This window comes from Vibrio sp. FE10 (genome assembly GCF_030297155.1).
Taxonomy (GTDB): domain Bacteria; phylum Pseudomonadota; class Gammaproteobacteria; order Enterobacterales; family Vibrionaceae; genus Vibrio; species Vibrio apostichopi.
Genome location: NZ_AP028068.1, coordinates 1,714,191 through 1,731,460, shown reverse-complemented (window position 1 = coordinate 1,731,460; position 17,270 = coordinate 1,714,191). Strand labels below are relative to the sequence as shown.

At 45.1% G+C, this 17,270-nt stretch carries 18 protein-coding genes; 5 read left to right on the top strand and 13 right to left on the bottom strand.

The window, feature by feature from the left end; all coding sequences use genetic code 11:
- Positions 1–59: 59 nt before the first annotated feature.
- Positions 60–524 (bottom strand): GNAT family N-acetyltransferase, encoded by a 465-nt coding sequence (locus QUF19_RS24560; protein ID WP_286303301.1) that lies wholly within the window; start codon positions 522–524, stop codon positions 60–62.
- 32 nt (positions 525–556) lie between these two features.
- On the bottom strand, positions 557–1,654 hold the full coding sequence (locus QUF19_RS24555) for a ketoacyl-ACP synthase III (protein WP_016785269.1): 1,098 nt from the start codon (positions 1,652–1,654) through the stop codon (positions 557–559).
- A 122-nt stretch (positions 1,655–1,776) separates the two neighbouring features.
- Here QUF19_RS24555 and trxC point away from each other — a divergent pair, with 122 nt between their 5' ends.
- A complete protein-coding gene (gene trxC, locus QUF19_RS24550; RefSeq protein ID WP_065105793.1) occupies positions 1,777–2,211 on the top strand; it encodes a thioredoxin TrxC in 435 nt (144 codons plus the stop codon).
- Positions 2,212–2,341: 130 nt separating this feature from the next.
- On the opposite strand, the gene QUF19_RS24545 is transcribed toward trxC, so the two are convergent.
- Positions 2,342–3,991 carry a GMC family oxidoreductase gene (locus QUF19_RS24545; protein ID WP_286300606.1) on the bottom strand — a complete coding sequence of 550 codons (1,650 nt, stop codon included), beginning with the start codon at positions 3,989–3,991 and terminating at the stop codon, positions 2,342–2,344.
- Positions 3,984–5,588 (bottom strand): long-chain-fatty-acid--CoA ligase, encoded by a 1,605-nt coding sequence (locus QUF19_RS24540; RefSeq protein WP_286300605.1) that lies wholly within the window; start codon positions 5,586–5,588, stop codon positions 3,984–3,986. The genes QUF19_RS24545 and QUF19_RS24540 overlap by 8 nt, the downstream gene beginning before the upstream one ends.
- Before the next feature lie 378 nt (positions 5,589–5,966).
- Between QUF19_RS24540 and QUF19_RS24535 the strand changes: the two genes are divergently transcribed.
- Together QUF19_RS24535 and QUF19_RS24530 are read left to right on the top strand one after the other, a co-directional pair.
- The gene (locus QUF19_RS24535; protein ID WP_286300604.1) at positions 5,967–6,992 is read left to right on the top strand and encodes an AraC family transcriptional regulator; all 1,026 of its coding nucleotides are present in this window, start codon (positions 5,967–5,969) and stop codon (positions 6,990–6,992) included.
- A 535-nt stretch (positions 6,993–7,527) separates the two neighbouring features.
- On the top strand, positions 7,528–8,679 hold the full coding sequence (locus QUF19_RS24530; RefSeq protein ID WP_286300603.1) for an MFS transporter: 1,152 nt from the start codon (positions 7,528–7,530) through the stop codon (positions 8,677–8,679).
- A gap of 246 nt (positions 8,680–8,925) precedes the next feature.
- On the opposite strand, the gene QUF19_RS24525 is transcribed toward QUF19_RS24530, so the two are convergent.
- The 3 genes from QUF19_RS24525 to QUF19_RS24515 all read right to left on the bottom strand — a co-directional run bounded on the left by QUF19_RS24525 (position 8,926) and on the right by QUF19_RS24515 (position 10,848).
- A complete protein-coding gene (locus QUF19_RS24525; RefSeq protein ID WP_102435180.1) occupies positions 8,926–9,267 on the bottom strand; it encodes a helix-turn-helix domain-containing protein in 342 nt (113 codons plus the stop codon).
- Between the two features lie 154 nt (positions 9,268–9,421).
- Complete coding sequence (locus QUF19_RS24520) at positions 9,422–9,766, bottom strand: winged helix-turn-helix domain-containing protein (RefSeq protein ID WP_286300599.1); 345 nt, start codon at positions 9,764–9,766, stop codon at positions 9,422–9,424.
- Between the two features lie 188 nt (positions 9,767–9,954).
- The gene (locus QUF19_RS24515; protein ID WP_286300598.1) at positions 9,955–10,848 is read right to left on the bottom strand and encodes a helix-turn-helix domain-containing protein; all 894 of its coding nucleotides are present in this window, start codon (positions 10,846–10,848) and stop codon (positions 9,955–9,957) included.
- A 50-nt stretch (positions 10,849–10,898) separates the two neighbouring features.
- Here QUF19_RS24515 and QUF19_RS24510 point away from each other — a divergent pair, with 50 nt between their 5' ends.
- Positions 10,899–12,296 (top strand): MATE family efflux transporter, encoded by a 1,398-nt coding sequence (locus QUF19_RS24510; RefSeq protein ID WP_280589505.1) that lies wholly within the window; start codon positions 10,899–10,901, stop codon positions 12,294–12,296.
- A gap of 109 nt (positions 12,297–12,405) precedes the next feature.
- On the opposite strand, the gene QUF19_RS24505 is transcribed toward QUF19_RS24510, so the two are convergent.
- Positions 12,406–12,801 carry a nitrous oxide-stimulated promoter family protein gene (locus QUF19_RS24505; RefSeq protein ID WP_017060975.1) on the bottom strand — a complete coding sequence of 132 codons (396 nt, stop codon included), beginning with the start codon at positions 12,799–12,801 and terminating at the stop codon, positions 12,406–12,408.
- 2 nt (positions 12,802–12,803) lie between these two features.
- Positions 12,804–13,319 carry a GNAT family N-acetyltransferase gene (locus QUF19_RS24500; protein ID WP_286300586.1) on the bottom strand — a complete coding sequence of 172 codons (516 nt, stop codon included), beginning with the start codon at positions 13,317–13,319 and terminating at the stop codon, positions 12,804–12,806.
- 97 nt (positions 13,320–13,416) lie between these two features.
- On the opposite strand from QUF19_RS24500, the gene QUF19_RS24495 reads away from it, so the two are divergent.
- Complete coding sequence (locus QUF19_RS24495; RefSeq protein ID WP_102435186.1) at positions 13,417–13,647, top strand: DUF2986 domain-containing protein; 231 nt, start codon at positions 13,417–13,419, stop codon at positions 13,645–13,647.
- Between the two features lie 139 nt (positions 13,648–13,786).
- Here the strand turns inward: QUF19_RS24495 and QUF19_RS24490 are convergent, their stop codons facing one another.
- Genes QUF19_RS24490 through QUF19_RS24475 form a run of 4 tightly spaced genes read right to left on the bottom strand, consistent with a single transcriptional unit; the run spans position 13,787 to position 17,257 of the window.
- Positions 13,787–14,710 carry an ABC transporter substrate-binding protein gene (locus QUF19_RS24490; RefSeq protein ID WP_286300582.1) on the bottom strand — a complete coding sequence of 308 codons (924 nt, stop codon included), beginning with the start codon at positions 14,708–14,710 and terminating at the stop codon, positions 13,787–13,789.
- A 2-nt stretch (positions 14,711–14,712) separates the two neighbouring features.
- Positions 14,713–15,588 carry a metal ABC transporter permease gene (locus QUF19_RS24485; RefSeq protein WP_065113037.1) on the bottom strand — a complete coding sequence of 292 codons (876 nt, stop codon included), beginning with the start codon at positions 15,586–15,588 and terminating at the stop codon, positions 14,713–14,715.
- On the bottom strand, positions 15,588–16,322 hold the full coding sequence (locus tag QUF19_RS24480) for a metal ABC transporter ATP-binding protein (protein WP_286300578.1): 735 nt from the start codon (positions 16,320–16,322) through the stop codon (positions 15,588–15,590). Before QUF19_RS24480 ends, QUF19_RS24485 begins: the two co-directional genes overlap by 1 nt.
- Positions 16,322–17,257, bottom strand: coding sequence for a metal ABC transporter solute-binding protein, Zn/Mn family (locus QUF19_RS24475; RefSeq protein ID WP_286300576.1), 936 nt, complete (start codon positions 17,255–17,257; stop codon positions 16,322–16,324). Before QUF19_RS24475 ends, QUF19_RS24480 begins: the two co-directional genes overlap by 1 nt.
- Between the last annotated feature and the right edge of the window lie 13 nt (positions 17,258–17,270).

The following is a 17,270-nucleotide window of genomic DNA, read 5'->3' as shown; positions in this document are numbered from 1 at the left end:
GTTTATCGATGATGGTCGGTTTGTACCGCTGATTATAATTGATTCTAAGAACTCAGCGATCAGATCCGCTCACCCACATTGCGAGCTATCATAAGCACTTCATCCGCAGAGTACAGGTTTGAAATCGTGGTTTCGACCTCTGCACCCAATGTCGACTGATACAGCTTCTGTGCAAAGTTATCCGCTCTGGTGGTCACTAAAACATGCTTTAGTGTTGAGCCTTGCTGCGCCAAATGCTGTTTTACCTGCGGCAGGGAATCTAGAATCAGCTTTTTACCCAATCCTTGCCCCTGTGCGTTCATTAATACCGCAAGTTGTTCTAACTCTAATACAGCTTCAGGTCTAAAGCCGCTTTTCTGAACCCAGATGATGTAACCCACGATCTCACCTTCACTCTCTGCAACAAAGTTAAGAAAGCGCGGCGTGGCATTTAAGTTACATTGTAACCAATCTTTTGAGTTCTGTTGTCGAACAAACGTAGCTTGGTGGACTAAAGCCGCCCCATCAAGGTCGGCTTTCGTCATAAGACGTACTTTGGTTACTGTATCCATCAGCGTTATTCGCTCGCTGAATTCGGGTGTGTTTTACAGTGTAAAATGGCTCTTTCTAGAAGCTCTAAAGCAGATTTGTCGGCTTCTGGAAGCTTAGCATCTGATTGACCTAGCGGTTCAACACGGCTACCCCATTTAATGTGGCCAGCCCCCCACGTTAAGCCCGCACCAAATGCCGCAACAAGAATGTTGTCGTTAGGCTTAACGAAACCTTGTTCTAGCGATTCACACAATGCGATTGGCACAGTCGCTGCGGATGTGTTGCCGTAGTTTTGGATATTAACAAACGCTTTCTCGCGATCGATACCTGCCATATCACACAGAGTTTGAATGATTCGGATGTTCGCTTGGTGCGGAATCACAACGTCAATGTTGTCGGTTGAGATACCTGTGCGGCTCAATACTGTGTGTGCCGCTGCGCCCATGCCTTTCACTGCACGTTTGAAGATCTCTTTACCAACGAAATCAAAGTCCCAGTAGCCGTTATCAGCCGCAAAGCGGTCCATAGAAGTACCGAATTTTGGTACCGCTAGAATATCGCGTCCTTCAGCATCACAACCGATCTGAGCTTCTTGCAAACCAACTTGTTCTTCAGTGCGAGATAGAACCACAGCGCCAGCGCCATCACCGAACAGAACTGCAGTATCACGTTTGGTCCAGTCGATGAAGAAAGAAAGACGTTCAGCACCGACAACGATCGCATTGCGGTAGTTGCCCGCTTGAATCAATCGAGTCGCGGTTTCAACACCGTAAATAAATCCAGTACACGCAGCGTTAAGGTCGAAAGCCGCTGCACTTTTAATGCCTAGGTTCTGTTGAACCTTAGATGCAGTATTTGGGATAAGAGAATCTGGGCTGCACGTCGCGATGATAACAAGATCGATATCTTCAGCAGTTAGGCCAGCACACGCCATTGCATGTTTCGCTGCAACAGTCGCAAGTTCAGAGGTATTTACATGACTGATACGACGGTTTTCGATACCAGTTCGAGTTCGAATCCACTCGTCAGACGTATCAATGAAAGTGCTTAAATCATCATTGGACAGCACGGCTGGTGGCAGACACTTTCCCCAGCCAGTAATTTCGGCGTAAAATTTTGTCATCATTTACCTGTTTATTGTTTGTTTTTATTTAAGTATCGTATTCTTGTTTTAAACAGTATAAGCGTTCCGTGCGCGATTCGTAAATCGCGTTAGACACGGAGTTGCAATAAAAAGAGAAAGTTATGTCTACATTCAACACACGTTGCCCTTCTTGTAATGGCGTAAACCGAGTTCCTTCAGAAAGAATTTCAGAAAGCCCAACCTGCGGTAAATGCAAAACAGCATTGCTCGATGGCGCTCCTATCGAGGGAACGTCACTTAATTTCCAATCTATCCTGAACAGTTCACAGCCTGTGGTTGTCGATTTCTGGGCGACATGGTGCAACCCATGTGTGGGCTTCGCGCCAGTGTTCAGTGACGTCGCAAAAGAGCGTTCGGGAGATGTTCGATTCGTTAAGATTGATACTGAAGCTCAGCAACAGCTTGCCGCATTGTACCAAATCAGAAGTATCCCCACGGTGATGGTGTTTAAAGATGGCAAACGTGTCGATACGATTAACGGTGCGTTACCAAAAGGTCAATTTGATCAATGGCTTAATCAAGCTCTGACCAAATAGACTCGTATTTATATCGCTTTTAATTTAGCTTGTGCTTGAAGAAGGCGTACAAAAAATAGGTTAGAGAGCCTTACCAAAATAAGACTCCCTAACCTAATGTAAAACAATCAGTTATATCTGTTTCTGTTAATTATACAACCATCTCGTCTTCTGCCTGTTCATTGTCTTGTTGCTTGCTAAACCCATACTGTTCTTTGATCTGATCTGCGATTTTTTCGGCAATCATAATGGTTGGCGCATTGGTATTCGCCCCCACTAATGTTGGCATCACAGAAGCATCAATGACTCTTAAGTTATCCAATCCATAGACTTTAAGATCGTTATCTACCACGGCCAGAGAATCATCATCGGTTCCCATTTTGCAGGTTCCGACTGGATGATACTGAGTATCCGCACGATTTCGAATATCTTGCTCAATAGCCTTGTCATCATTGGCATCGACCGGATAAAAAGCATTGCCACGGATATCATCAAACGCCGCACTTTCTAGCATTTGGTACTGCTTCTTCCAGCCTTTAATCATGATGTCCATGTCTTCAGGGTGACTGAAAAACGCAGGATCGATCTTAGGCGGATCATAGGGATCGCTACTATTGAGCGTTACCGTGCCTATACTTTTCGGTCGTAGCAAGGTGACATGAGACGTAAACCCATGACTGGTATGTATTTTTCGAGCATGGTCATCAACCACAGCGACGACAAATACAAACTCTAGATCCGGCACGGCGATATGATCTTCTGAACAGAGAAAGCCTATCCCTTCTGCAAAATTACTGCTCATCTTGCCGCGGCGTTCTTTGTGCCATAGCGGTAAAGCTTTGGTCATTTCAGAGGCCATTTGCAGCGAAATACCAAATGTTTCACGCTTTTCACTGCATTTGTACGAATGGACTAAGTCGATATGGTCTTGAAGGTTCTTACCCACTCCAGGCAATTCATGAACCTGCTCTATGCTATGCGTCTCTAGTTCATCTTTAGCGCCGACACCCGACAGTAACAGCAACTGGGGGGAACCAAAGGCGCCAGCGGAAAGAATCACTTCTTTGTTGCATTGGATCTGATAACGCTTGCCGTTAGAACCATACTCTACACCAATCGTCTTCTTGCGTTCAAACAAGACCTTATGCGTAGTTGCCTTGGTCACGACCGTTAGATTTGGTCTTGAAAGGTTTGGCGTTAAATAAGCCTTGGCAGCACTGCATCGTTCGCCATTAATCTGAGTCACCTGAGTCGGCATCGCCCCAAATTGAGCCGCACCGTTGATGTCTTCATTACGAGGAACCCCTATCGACTCACACGCCGTTAAGTAACGTTCCAACATCGGGCTTGGTGATCGAAGGTTCGCCACATTCAAGGGACCACCTTGGCCGTGATACTCATCTTGGTGAACTTCGTTATTTTCCGCTTTCTTAAAGTAAGGCAAACACGATTCATAATTCCAGCCAGTGTTACCCAAGCTTTCCCATGTGTCATAGTCGTAACGATGCCCACGAGCATACATCATGGCATTGATAGAGCTAGAACCGCCAAGTGTCTTACCTCTCGGTTGGTAACCTTTACGGCCATTCAAACCCGGTTGTTCAACGGTTTCAAAGGCCCAGTTGTTGAGTTTGGTTGGCATCATTGCCACCACGCCAACCGGAGTATGAATGAACGGGCTGCTGTCTTTACCACCCGCTTCTAATAAGCAAACCGTGATATTCGGGTCTTCAGACAGCCGCGAAGCCATGACACAACCCGCAGATCCACCGCCAACAATAATAAAATCATAACTATCCATTGATTGCCTCCGCGATTTCTAGTGGGTGTAACTCTCGCTTCAAAACCTTGCCTGTCGCCGTCATTGGTAGCGCTTTGCGAATAAACACCTTACGAGGGTATTTGTAATCCGCCAATTGCTCACGACACCAAGCTATCAGTGCTGTGCTATCACATTGTGTATGTTCATGAAGCACAACATGCGCATGAATTTCTTCGCCTAGACGATCATGATGTTCACCCACAACCGCGACCATTTCGACATCGGGATGACACATCAAGACTTCTTCGATTTCACGCGGGTAAACGTTGTAACCACCACGGATGATCATGTCTTTAACGCGATCGACAATGAACAAGTTGCCGTGCTCATCGGTGCGTCCGATATCTCCGGTGAGGAACCAACCGTCTCTGATGGCTTCCGCCGTGGCTTCTGGCCTTTGATAGTAGCCTTTCATAACACTTGGACTCTTGATGCAAACTTCGCCCAGTTCACCCATGGCGACTGAATTACCTTGGATGTCCGTAATCTTGATTAGGTGCCCACATAAGGGTTGGCCAACACTGCCAGACAATCGGTCACCATCAATATGATTAAACGTGGCAACCGGCGCAGTTTCAGATAACCCATAACCTTCCAATACCGGAAGTTCGAATCGGGATTCAAATTGTCGGATAACCTCAAGAGGCATAGAAGCCCCGCCTGATACGCCAAGCCTTAAGCTATGTTTGACCTGTTCAGAGCGTTTGGTTGTATTTTCTAAACTATCAGGAGACTCTTCTCCCGCCTTTAATAGCGCGATATACATAGTAGGAACACCCGCAAACACGCTGACTTTATGGCTAATGATCTGTTCGATCACCAATGACGGTTCGAAACGCGGAATCAACACCATGGTAGAACCCGTTAACACACTCGCGTTCATCATCACTGTCTGGCCGAAACTGTGGAACAGAGGAAGCGTGGCCATTGTCGTGTCGCTGTATTCCAATCTCATTAAGTACTGAGACGCCATCGCGTTGGTTTGCATGTTGGTGTGAGAAAGCTCAGCGCCTTTTGGCTGACCTGTTGTGCCAGAGGTATAAAGGATCACTGCGGTATCATCGCCATGACAAGCCACGGACTCAAAAGAAACCAAAGGTTGTGCCATCCAATCAGTAATCGATTCATGTTGCTTATTTGCTTCTGAAGGAGTTCCTGAGCTTGTTGGGATTGGCATCTCAACAAAATGTTCACACTGATTTGCCTGCTCGAAACCTTGCAATCCATAGCGTCCAATTGGCAGCTCTTCACTGCCCTCAAAGCATAAGTAAGCTTTCGCATCAGAATCGTTAAGGTGATAAGCGATTTCTCTGGCCTTGAATAACACATTCAGAGGCACCACCACACAGCCCGCTTTTAGAATCCCGTAATAAGCGATTGGGAAATACGTGACATTCGGACACGACAATGCGACCTTGTCTCCCTTCTTTAACCCGAGTCTTTTTAGATTCGCGGCCACGTTTCCAGAAAGTTGTTCTAACTGAGAAAAGCTGACTTCATCCGATCCCATACGCAGAGCAGCTTTAGTTGGAAAAAGCGAAGCGCTGCGCTCCAAGTTAACAGCAAGATTGTGCATCCATGATCTCCTTATTCGGCTTAGACCGGTTAGTCACGGTCACCGTAGACGTTCTAATAGTTGTAATCGTTATAAGTGTCTTTCTTCTAATCACGAGCTTGTACGTTGATGTGTAGCGAACACAATGCAGCGAGCTAATTCGCAAAGTGACGGGTACGACCCAATGTGCAACTTGTTAAATTACAACATTTTGATAACATTTCGAACAGGTTTCAAAAAGACAAAAACCGGTGATATTCGGACATACCTCTATCAGGCCTTGTAAAACCTTGCACACATAAAGCAAAAGTTTGAACAAGCTTGGGAAAGTGAGAACAGGCGACAAGCGTAAATGTTAAGAGTTCGGTTAAGATGGCAATACTCAACAAGAGGCATCCTATGGAATACACCGCAGTCTACGAACCCGATATGCAAGCATTCGGTATTCTCGACCTTCAATTGCTGCATCGTTACATGTCGCCTGCTCTCAGCATCGATGAACTGCTTGAAGGCAGTAACATCGATGATCTTCAACTCAACACGCCAGACACGCACATTACCTTGGCGCAAAAGTTGGCGGTGTTTAGTAATGCGCTAGCAAATACCAACGAAGAAGGTCTCGGGCTCAGAGTCGGCCAACAGGCACGTTTCAGTGATTTCGGTGTCTTGGGGTATGCGGTGTTCAGCAGTGAAACACTATTAGATGCCTTATTGATTGGATTTAAATATCTACAGCTTGCAGGCCCTGTACTAAGAAAAACCATGTCTGTTGAAGACAACGTGGGCCACTTTCGCGCAGAACAACTTATCGATTTGGATTCGCTGTTGCCTTTTTGCTGTGAATACTGGTTCACCGCGATTCAAAGCCTATGTGAAGAAGTGCTGCAACAACCCTTCCCCTCACAAGTGATCCGCTTCCCTTACCCAAAACCAGAATATGGCGATCTCTACACAGAGATTTTCCGTTGTCCGGTCGAATTCAACAGTGATCGCCTTGAATGGCAGTTCGACGCGACAAGCTTGTACTCGCCCCTTCCGACCGCCAATACCATCACACTGCAGATGTGTTTAAAGTCGTGTGATGACATGCTGGCAAAAGTCAGTGCGCCCACCAGCCTAAAAGAGAAAGTCTCTCAGATGTTGATTGAGCGACCTGGGTGTTACCCTTCCATAGAATCTATCTCTTCAGAATTGGGGATGTCTTCTCGAACACTGCGCCGACACCTCAAAGCGGTTGATACGAGTTATCAGAAAATTCTTGATCATGTTCGTTTTCACCTTTCTCGACACTATCTTTCTTCAACTCAAATGAGCATTGAAGAGATATCCGAACGCGTCGGTTTTTCTGACAGTGCTAACTTTCGACACGCGTTTCGTAAGTGGAGTGGCAGTTCGCCAAGGGAATACCGTAAAGAAGTCGTCTAACACTAAATTGCGCACAAAATTAAAATCAGATAGTACCAATGACTATCCGATCGCTTTATCAATTAAATAACCGATGAACAAGGGTTTAACGGCTTTTTGACCGCATAAAATTTTGCCAAATTGCTAGGACGTGTTGACCTTTCGTGGTGAAATTTTGTTCGAAGTAAAAGCGTTTTAATCGCGGCGAGGGAGAAGTAGCCTAGTCATTCTAAGCAAATCTCCCTCAACAAAGAGTAAAGCGCTTTTAGTCGAACCCTTCGGGCAGCGTTTGCTGGTCATTTCTACTACGTTATCAGCTTCTCATGTAGGCTCGCTACACCTCAAAGCCTCTGCCTTGTATAAATACCCAGCAACTCGCTGCAAAAATCAGCTTGAAAGATCAACACGCCCTAAACATCGCAATGGTATTTTAGTTTAGATTGGCGATAAATTTCTTTTGTCTTCACGACCATTTTTATTCGTTTTACCCAATTCAGTTTCTCCCCCATAGTCGCGGAAAATTCATCGTTTCTTTCACTATTTAGAGGCTCCTGCATTGGACAACATCCAACCAACAACTCGCATAACTGTTCCTGTTATTGCATTGTCTTTTTACGCGATCGCTTCAGGCTACTTAATGAGTTCATTACCATTAATGCTGTCTGAGTATGGCTTAGACAGTAACCTATCGAGTTGGTTGGCGAGTGCCTTTTATGCAGGTCTTTTAGCGGGTACGTTATTGATTGAGCGTGCCATTACGCGTGTTGGTCACAGAGACGCGTTCGTTATCGCACTGACCATTTTTATCGCTACGATCCTTGTATTACCGTTGGCACCACATCAATCCGTTTGGCTATTGGCTCGTTTCGTGGCGGGTGTGTCTGTCGCTGGTATTTTTGTGATTGTTGAGTCTTGGCTAATGAGCGGTGACGAATCTCAACGTGCGAAACGTTTAGGGGTTTACATGTGTTCGCTATACGGCGGTTCTGCCGTTGGTCAGCTTGGCATTGGATACCTTGGAATTACAGGCGGCGTACCTTTCATCGCAATGTTCACCCTGCTGTTTGGAGCAATCATTGTATTGATGTACGGACAAGCGACAGCACCACAAATTCATGATGCGCAGTCTCTATCACTAAAGCAAATCAGCAAGCTAAGTCATAGCGCTTTGATTGGTTGCATTGTTTCAGGGCTAACTCTTGGTTCTATTTATGGCTTGATGCCTGTCGAACTGGCTCAACGTAACATCGCACACCAAGATATTGGTGGTTTGATGGCGTTAGTGATTATGGGTGGTATGGCTGTTCAACCGATGGTGACATGGTTATCTCACCACATAGGACAAGTGTTATTAATGGCTCTATTCTGCCTGCTAGGGGTTGCAAGCATTGGCGTGCTCACTATCAACCATGATTTTTACGTTCTTGGTATGAGCTTGTTTGTGTTGGGAATGGCGACGTTTGCGCTTTACCCAATTGCAATTAACTTAGGTTGTCGCAACTTAGATCCGAACTACCTCGTGTCAGTTACTCAGGTTATGCTGTTGTGTTATAGCGTGGGTTCAGTCGCAGGACCATTGGTTGCGGATAGCTTTATGGATTCTCAAGCAGGACTATTTACTTACCTGTTTGCGTCTCTACTAGCGACAACGATTTACATGTTAATCGCAAGCCTAAAGCGCTCTCCTATGCAGATCGCAGGCGAGTGACCAACTCGCAGTCAGCGAATCTTGGTCTACGAAACAGAATCAACTAGTTGAATTGTAATTTAGGGGCTCTTCACTAAAGGTTATTGGCCTGAAGGAAGCGCCCTTTTTGATGTGTCTTTGATACGTCGGGGGTTAACGATCAATTCGTTGAAATAGAGCTATTTATTAAAACCGCACTATTTATTAGAACGACACTAGTTATTCGAATAACACTGCGGATTCGAACAACACCAAGTTTCAAGCGTATTAAGGCTGGAAAACATAACCTTCACCGGTGATCGTTAAGATCAAACCATCGCCTAAAATTGAGCGTATTTCAGAAATAGCAACGATGACCGAAGAGTTAGTCACCTTCTCGCCTTCCCAGCCAATATTTTTAAGCTGATGAACACTGAAGAGTTGTCCACGTTGACGATTCATAGAGAGAATCATCTTTCGATAAGCTAATGGCATGGTTCCAACGATATAACCATTTTCTAGATTGCGTATGAGCTTTGTGTTCAGCTCAATAACCTTTCCGTTTACCTCTAAAACCTCATTCTGTTCTTTCTGTTTACCTTCAATCACAGGGTAGGTGTCCGTATTCATATAATATTCCCTAACAGAGCAACTAACGACACAACTTTATTAAGAGATGTGTTTAATAACGTCACTTATAAATGGACGCTTAAAATCGAAGATAATGAAAGCAGCGTATACGGTAAAGAGATTAAATTTTTATTATTAGATTATGAACAGAATATCAACAGCAGGGTCTTGGCTCTAACAAATAGCCTTCATTAGGTATGGTATAGATACATTTACAGTCTATCATTCTGCGTATTTCATAGATAGCAACCAGCACAGAAGCAGACGTCACGGCCTTCCCAGCCCAACCAACACGCTTCAAAATGTTGTGACTAATCACCTTACCTTTGTTCTCATAAAGATAGAAAAGTACCTTGCGATGAGGTTCGGATAACGTCCCCACAATGGAGCCACTGCCTTCCTTTCGGACAAGTTTCGTTTTAGTATGAACTTCTCTCATATTAAGCACGATTTTTCTGTCTGATTTAAAGTCGAGCATGTCAATTACAGCTTGTTGCATTACTTACCTCTTAATCTTGCAAACCAACCACTAATATAAGCTTATTGATGGCCGTAAAAATAAAAGGAAAATACATAACGGCAGCGATGAACAATACAGTAAATCTACTGCATTGCGACGTTATTAGATGTTGTAAATGAACACTGTTTTATATCGTATATGGGTATAATTCTCAACAGTCCGGTTATTTAACTTGAGACTCGATGATTCTTACGATATTGGCTCGGCGATAAACCAAAATGTTTTTTAAAACGATGTGAAAAGTTATAAGGATCTTTGTAACCTAAGCGGTTAGCAATCATCGACACTGACCAATCTTGCTGCTTCAACAAACTGGTCGCTTTATCCATCCTCAGCTGAATCAATTTGCTGCGCGGAGAAACGTTAAACAACGACTTTGTGACGCGATTTAACTGCTCTTCACTGATGAAAACACGCTCGGCCATACCTGCGACAGTCCACGCTAAATGCAGACTGCTTTCGATTTCGTTGTATAGCGCCTGAACACGAGCCGTGGTGCTGGTCGATTTAGGCTCAAAGCCCGTTAAGGTTCGAATGATTTCGCTCATGAGCAGTTTTCTGTAACTTGCACGGCCGCCAATTTCAAAGTGAACCAAGTTCATCAGCGACCAGATTTGTTCACACTCTCCGAAAGGCACAATGCTCTGACCTAAACTTGCAATATGCTGCCATTGCGGGGTATCGGGCGTCAGCATCCATGCCATTTTCCAATAATTATATTGAGGATCAAGCTCGAAGCGAAATGGGGTTTCCGCAGGCAGAACCACAAGTGTGTATGGCGTGATGGCTTGTACAGAGGTAGCAGTCGTTAGAATCCCACCCCCTTCTTGAGTAAAAATTAGCGTATGAACATTTACGGATTCACGCTCAACCCAATACGCGTCATGCAGCTTTGCCATCCCCCCCATGTAGACACCACAGCTTTTCATCTCTGGGATATCTTCAACGGTCAAAAAACGTTCTTTACAATGTTCCGCGAGAAAAACATCATCTTGCCACGTTGATTTAGGCTTCATGGTATCAATGACGGATTCGCACAGGTTTTGTTGTTTTTTAAACATGTTGTTACTTCGCTCAAATCAATATAGTTCTGCCATAAATCGGAGAGCTTATGACAACTAACATCAACCCTAACTCATCTATGAATAACAAGCCAGAGAGCATCTTACCTCGTATCGTTAAACTTGGTTTGCCTGTTGCTTTGCAAAGTGCGCTGGTTGCCATTCTTGCCCTTGCTGACGTCTTAATGGTCAGTGATTTTGGTATGGAAGCAGCAGCCGCTGTGGGAATTGCATCAAAATGGCACTTCGTTGCGATTATGATTATGGCAGGGTTGGCCTCAGCAAACGGCACATTAGTCGCTCAATACTGGGGGAAGAATGACCGAAAAAGTGCACGCACAGTGTCATCTATCGCAATGGTATTTGGCTTAAAAGTTCTGCTGCCTGTGACTGCAATCATCACTCTTGGTTCCCAATTTTTAATGATGTTGCAAACCAGCGATCAAACCGTGATTGAACTTGGCGCGACTTACCTTTGGTATGGCTTCCCTGTTCTGCTGCTGACTCACATTGTGGTTGTAGTAGAAGCAAGCATGCGCTCATCAGGTGACACCGTAACACCACTATTATTAGGCGGCGTTACCATCGCACTTAACATTGCGCTTAACTTCGTTCTTATTAAAGGGGCTTTCGGCATTCCAGCGATGGGCGTTGCAGGTGCGGCATTGGCGACAACTTTAGCGCGATTGATTCAAGTGGGCTTGATGTATAGCTACATGCGTATGCGTAAGCACTGGCTGTTAACCACCCCAAGCTCACCACATCGTCCGTCGCTTTGGTTATCTTACCGTCGTATTGCGTTACCCCTAACAATGAACGCAGTGTTGTGGGCAATGGGTACCATGGCGTATCAAATGATCTTCGGTCACATGGGTACAACAGAGCTGGCGGTTTTCTCGATGCTCGCACCGTTTGAGTCGCTGTGTTACTCGATATTCTTTGGTATTTCTGTGGCGTGTTCTGTACTGCTTGGACACTCACTCGGCCGTGATGAATTTGATGATGCTATGAGCATGGGTCTAACATTCATAAAGGCTGTGATTGGATTTGGCGCAGTTGTTGGCCTTCTTCTCTTCCTAGGCAAAGAGCACGTATTGAGTTGGCTAAACTTAACAGACGAAAAGCTGTATCCACTCGCCGCGCCAGCAATGATGATCATGTGCTTTGCTGTCGTGATTCGCATGCTAAACATGGTGATCATTAACGGTATCATTCGTGCTGGTGGTGACAATGCATTCTGCTTGCGCATGGATTTCATCGCGATGTGGATGGTTGGCATTCCAGTGTGTGTTTACGGCGCATTTGTCGCTGGATGGGATTTCAAATACATCTATGGTCTGATGTTGGTAGAAGAAGTGGTGAAACTCGCAATTTGTTCACACCGATACTTGAGTCGACGCTGGATCAATAACCTAACGGTTACCTACGAGGAACCACAAGCGGCGTAATCTCTTACGTTCTAGGTTTAGGTTTAGGTGTAGGTATCGAATATAAACACAAAAAGGTCTGAGAAATCAGACCTTTTTCGTTTCATCAGTAATTGATTTAAAGCGACAGTTACTTCTTATTCATTCGAATATGGCGATTGGACACGTTCGGCAGTGGCTTCTCTGGCACTTTCCGTTTCTCATGAATCAAATGTCGAATCGCTAAAATAGGATGCTTGAGTAGCATTCTGGGACCAGCATAACGCATCACCAAACGCATTTGCTCTTTCGGGTCAGGCTTATAGCAATGAATCGGACACTTATTACAGGTCGGTTTTGCTTCGCCATAAGGGCATCGATCAAGTCGTGTTTCGGCGTAACGCAACAGTTGCTCACACTCCTCACATAACGCGTTATTCTGACGAACTTCACCGTGGTGATCTTTGCAGTAGATGTGCACCATCGCAATAACGGTTTTGTACTCCGTTGCAAGCTCGCCTTGTAGAATATTGTTATGTTGGAACATGATTAATTACCTAATGAGAAACCGTACAGGTTGAGATTGACGCTTTCATTGATCGCTTCTTCAACTCGTTCGAACACAAAACCTAACTTAGTCAGTAGTGCGATACTTCGAATGTTATCAGAGGTTGTGATGGCAACTAAATGATCGATATCAGCATTATGCTTAGCTTGTTCAATTATCGCTTGTGCCGCTTCCAATGCAAAACCTTGCCCATAGACTTCAGGGACAAAACCATATCCAATATCATGGGACTCTAAGGTATCTCTTTTAATTAATCCGCAGACACCAATTGGCGTTGAGGAATCTTTAATTTCAACCATTAATAAGCACACACCCTTCTCTTGGTGCATTTTGAGAATGTTGTTTTCGATGTATTCAACAGCCTTGTCTGCGTCGCTGATTTCCTTGTCTCCGATATAACGCAGGAAATCTTCTGAGCTATATAATCGTTGGATAAACGCCGCATCTTGAGGTGTGATCATTCTTAATCGTAAACGTGCGGTCTCGACTGCCTGCATAGTGATATTTTCCTTGCTGAATACCATGTAAATATTGAGTTCTAGATCTAAAATGATTATCCTCCACCGCATAAACTAAATACAAGGCTATGCAGCAATGAACCGTAAGAAAAAAATCAATCAAATTCTAAAGAAAAGACAGAAACAGGCGAATTCTAAACTGCATGGTAGCAACAAACCTCGCTACATCTCTAAAGCTGACCGCGCAAAAATGGAAGCTGAAGAGCAAGCGAAAGCCGCTCTAGAACAAGCAGAAGGATCGGTAGAAGCGACTGTTGAATCTGAAGAAGCTGGTATCCAAGCTGAAGAGACAAAAGCTGCAGAGTAAGTTTTAGCTCGCAGTACTCTTGCCCAGCACTCTGGCCTAAGACTCTTACCAGAGCCAACGGACAAGAACAAAAAAAGCAGCCTCTACTTGGGCTGCTTTTTTGATCCTACCGTTTTAATCTAGCAACTTGGCTATTTTATTAACCTTTGAAAGGTTCAACTTCCCAACGTGCGAACGGCGCTTTTGCGTTAATCCCTGCTCTTCCCCAACGGTCTACCGAGTCAACTACCAGAATTCGCTCATTAGGCACCAGTGACTTAATCAAAGTCGTCGGCTTTTTCGCTGTCACTAACCACAGTGCATCGTCTTCTGAAAACATCGTTTTAAGCTTCGCTTTATCTTGCTCTGTCCATTCAAGCTCTGCTTTGAACATACGTTCTTCAACAAACAGTTGGCTACCCGAAGCGAAATCTTCCAAGCTTTCTGAAAGCAACAATACTGAATCTACGTCGTTATCCAGTAATACCGCTTGTTGCTTGTTAATCAGTTCACGAACATCAAGCATTACACGCTGTAAGTTGCTATCAATCGTGTTTGCTTGCGCCGGCCACAATAACTTAAAGTCATCAGCCACAATTGCCGCCATGCGCGTTAAGTTAGTTGGGTTTAACCACGCGTACTTAGACACATCACCACTCGATAACGTCAACGCTGCAACACCTTGTGCGCGTGGAGTAATCGCTTGAGCGGCATCCACCTCAACCAAACGGATGTTGCCCTGCCTTGCGTAGACAAAGGTAGGGTCAGCTTGCCAGATCGATGACAGCGTTAATGCAACGGTCGCCTTTTCACCCGACTTAAGCACCTTGCTTGCGCCCTTAGTACCAAACCAGTTAGGCAGACGATCAATACCGTAGCGTTTTGGTGGTAGGTATTCGGTCGTAATGTCGGTGCCTTTGGTTAGCTCTGTCGCTAACGCGTAAGTTACAGGCGTACTGGTAAGGATATCCTCTGCATTTACGTTGAAAGACACCATTGAGGCACCTAACAACGTGCTACTGACTGCACTCACTTGAGCCGTTGCTTTTAGTGAACTTGAAATACGATTCATTAAAGAAGTCATGATTATGCCTTTCTTACAATTCGGTATAGCGTTGCCGCTAGGAAAAACGTTGCAGAAACGATGATGATTGAAGCGCCCGATGGCACTGGCAGTTTAAGCTCCATCGGTAATACTGTTCCAACCAAACACGCGATGGTTGCCAACAAGGCAGACAGCAAAACAAAGCTCCCCATGCGTTTAGTCAACAATCGAGCCGTAGCACCTGGGATCAGCAATAACGCACCAACCAGAACCGCACCCACTATCTTCACCGCTGCAATCGTCACTAAGGTGATCATCATGACAAACAAGTAGTCGTAGAAACTGGTGTTATAGCCACGTACTTTGGCAATATCAGGGCTGATACAAGTCAGAAGAATGCGGTTGAACGTCGGTATCAAGAGTAAAATGATGATCGCGCAACTGCCTGCGAGAATCGCTAAGTCTTGGTCTGTTACCGTCAAAATTGAGCCAAACAACACGTTCTCAAGCATGTGGATATTGATCTTACGTGCCACGTACATCAGCAATGCCGCGCCAACCGCTAATGCAAGTGCTAGAAACACACCGACTAAGGTATCGTATGGCACGTTGGTTCTGTTTCTTACAAAGTGAAGAAGCAAAGCAAAGATCATACAGAAGCTAAACAAGCCAATAATTGGGTTTTCTGGTGGCTCACCAAGCAGAACACCGATAGCGATACCGGTTAGAGCCGCGTGGCCGACGGCTTCAGAGAAGAAAGCCAGACGCTTTGCAATCACCAAAGTACCTAGGCCACCGAGTAACGGGCCCAGTAACAACGCAGCAACCAGTGCATTGACCATGAACGCATACATGAAGCTGTCTGATAACCAACCCGCTTCAACGCCACTAATGGCAAGTTGTCGTAACCATTCCATTACGCAACCTCCTTCGATTTAGCGATGGCAACACCACTGCTGTAATGCTGGAATAAGCTTTCAATTTTACTTGGATGCAGTACTTGTTCATGTGGACCACTATCCACCAAGAATCGATTCACAACATGTACATTCGCTTCAAGGCGACGCACTGCGGTTACATCATGGTGAACGGCAAGAATCGTACGGCCTTCATCAACACATTCACGAATTAGAGATTCAAGATAACGAACGCCCTGCTCGTCCATACCTGTTGTCGGTTCGTCCAACACCAGTAAGCTTGGGTTATCCAATAAGGCTTGTGCAAACAACACGCGTTGTTGTTCACCACCCGACAGTTGTCCCATACGGCGGTCGCTACGTGTCGCCATACCAACGCGATCCAATTGCGCGAGTGCAAGATCCAATTGCTTAGACTTACGACGCCAAAACAGAGGGATTCGCGTTTGATTAAGTAGTACGAAGTCCATTACCGTCAAAGGTAAGCTCGACTCAAAAGTCGCTTTTTGAGGAACGTAACCAATACTTGGCTTTTCTGGCCAATGAATATTGATTTGACCAGAGAAAGGCGTAAGGCCAAGTACAGAGCGTAGTAATGAAGTTTTACCACCGCCGTTTGGGCCCATGATCACATGACACTGACCCGCTTTAAGTTTGAGAGAGATATCATCAAGAATGACGTTGTTGTCGTATTGCAGACCAAGTTGATTAATTGAGATTGATGGACCTAACATTATGCGTTCCCGCTTTTAGCTTGGTTCGCCGCCGCAAATTTCATGGCTTCGATCAACGTCTCTAGGTTCTTCTTCATCTCAACTTCTACTTTATCGTCTTCGTATTCGCCGTGCGTCATGTGAGAAAAACGGTAAAGCTGAACGCCTGTTTCCGCTTCAATGGTGTCAACAAAACGGTTTGGCATATTGAGCTCGTAGAACAGAACATCAATACCCGATGCGCGGATCTTTTCGATGGTCTCTTGCAGTTGGCTCGCACTTGGTTCAACACCGTGTGCCGGCTCGATGACTGCCGCGACATCTACGCCAAACTCTTGGAGGATGTAGCCATACGCATTGTGGGTGGTTGCGACCTTCATACCTGACGTATCGAGTTCGCCAAGTGACAACATCGCATCACGCTTCATAAAACGAAATTGCTTAGCGTACTTACGTGCATTCTTGCGATAAAACGCAGCGTTGTCTGGGTCGAGCTTAGAGACTTCGCTCGCGATGGTGTAAACCTTTTGAATCGTTGTCGAAAGGCCAACAAACGTATGCGGGTTCACAGCACCTTGACCAACAGACTGGCCTAATGCAGGAAGCAAAGGCACCTCTTTGTTTGCTTCGATAACCACTAAGTCATCACGTTGCGCGGCTGAAATCACTTTAAGTGCGAAGTCATCGTGACCAATACCGTTTACTACGATTGCATCCATTTGGCTCAATCGCTTCAAATCATTGGGTTGCGGTAAGTAGTTATGAGGATTAAACCCAGCATCAACCAATGGAAGAATGTTCACTTTGTCACCCACCACCGCTTTTACGTAACTGTAGTAAGGTTGAAGCGTGATACCAATCGTTAGCTTATCGCTATCGATCTTGTATTCTTTTGCCAGTGCATTAGGTGTCATTAACACCGCCAATAACGACATGAACATAGCCATAATTCGCATAGTAAATCTCTTA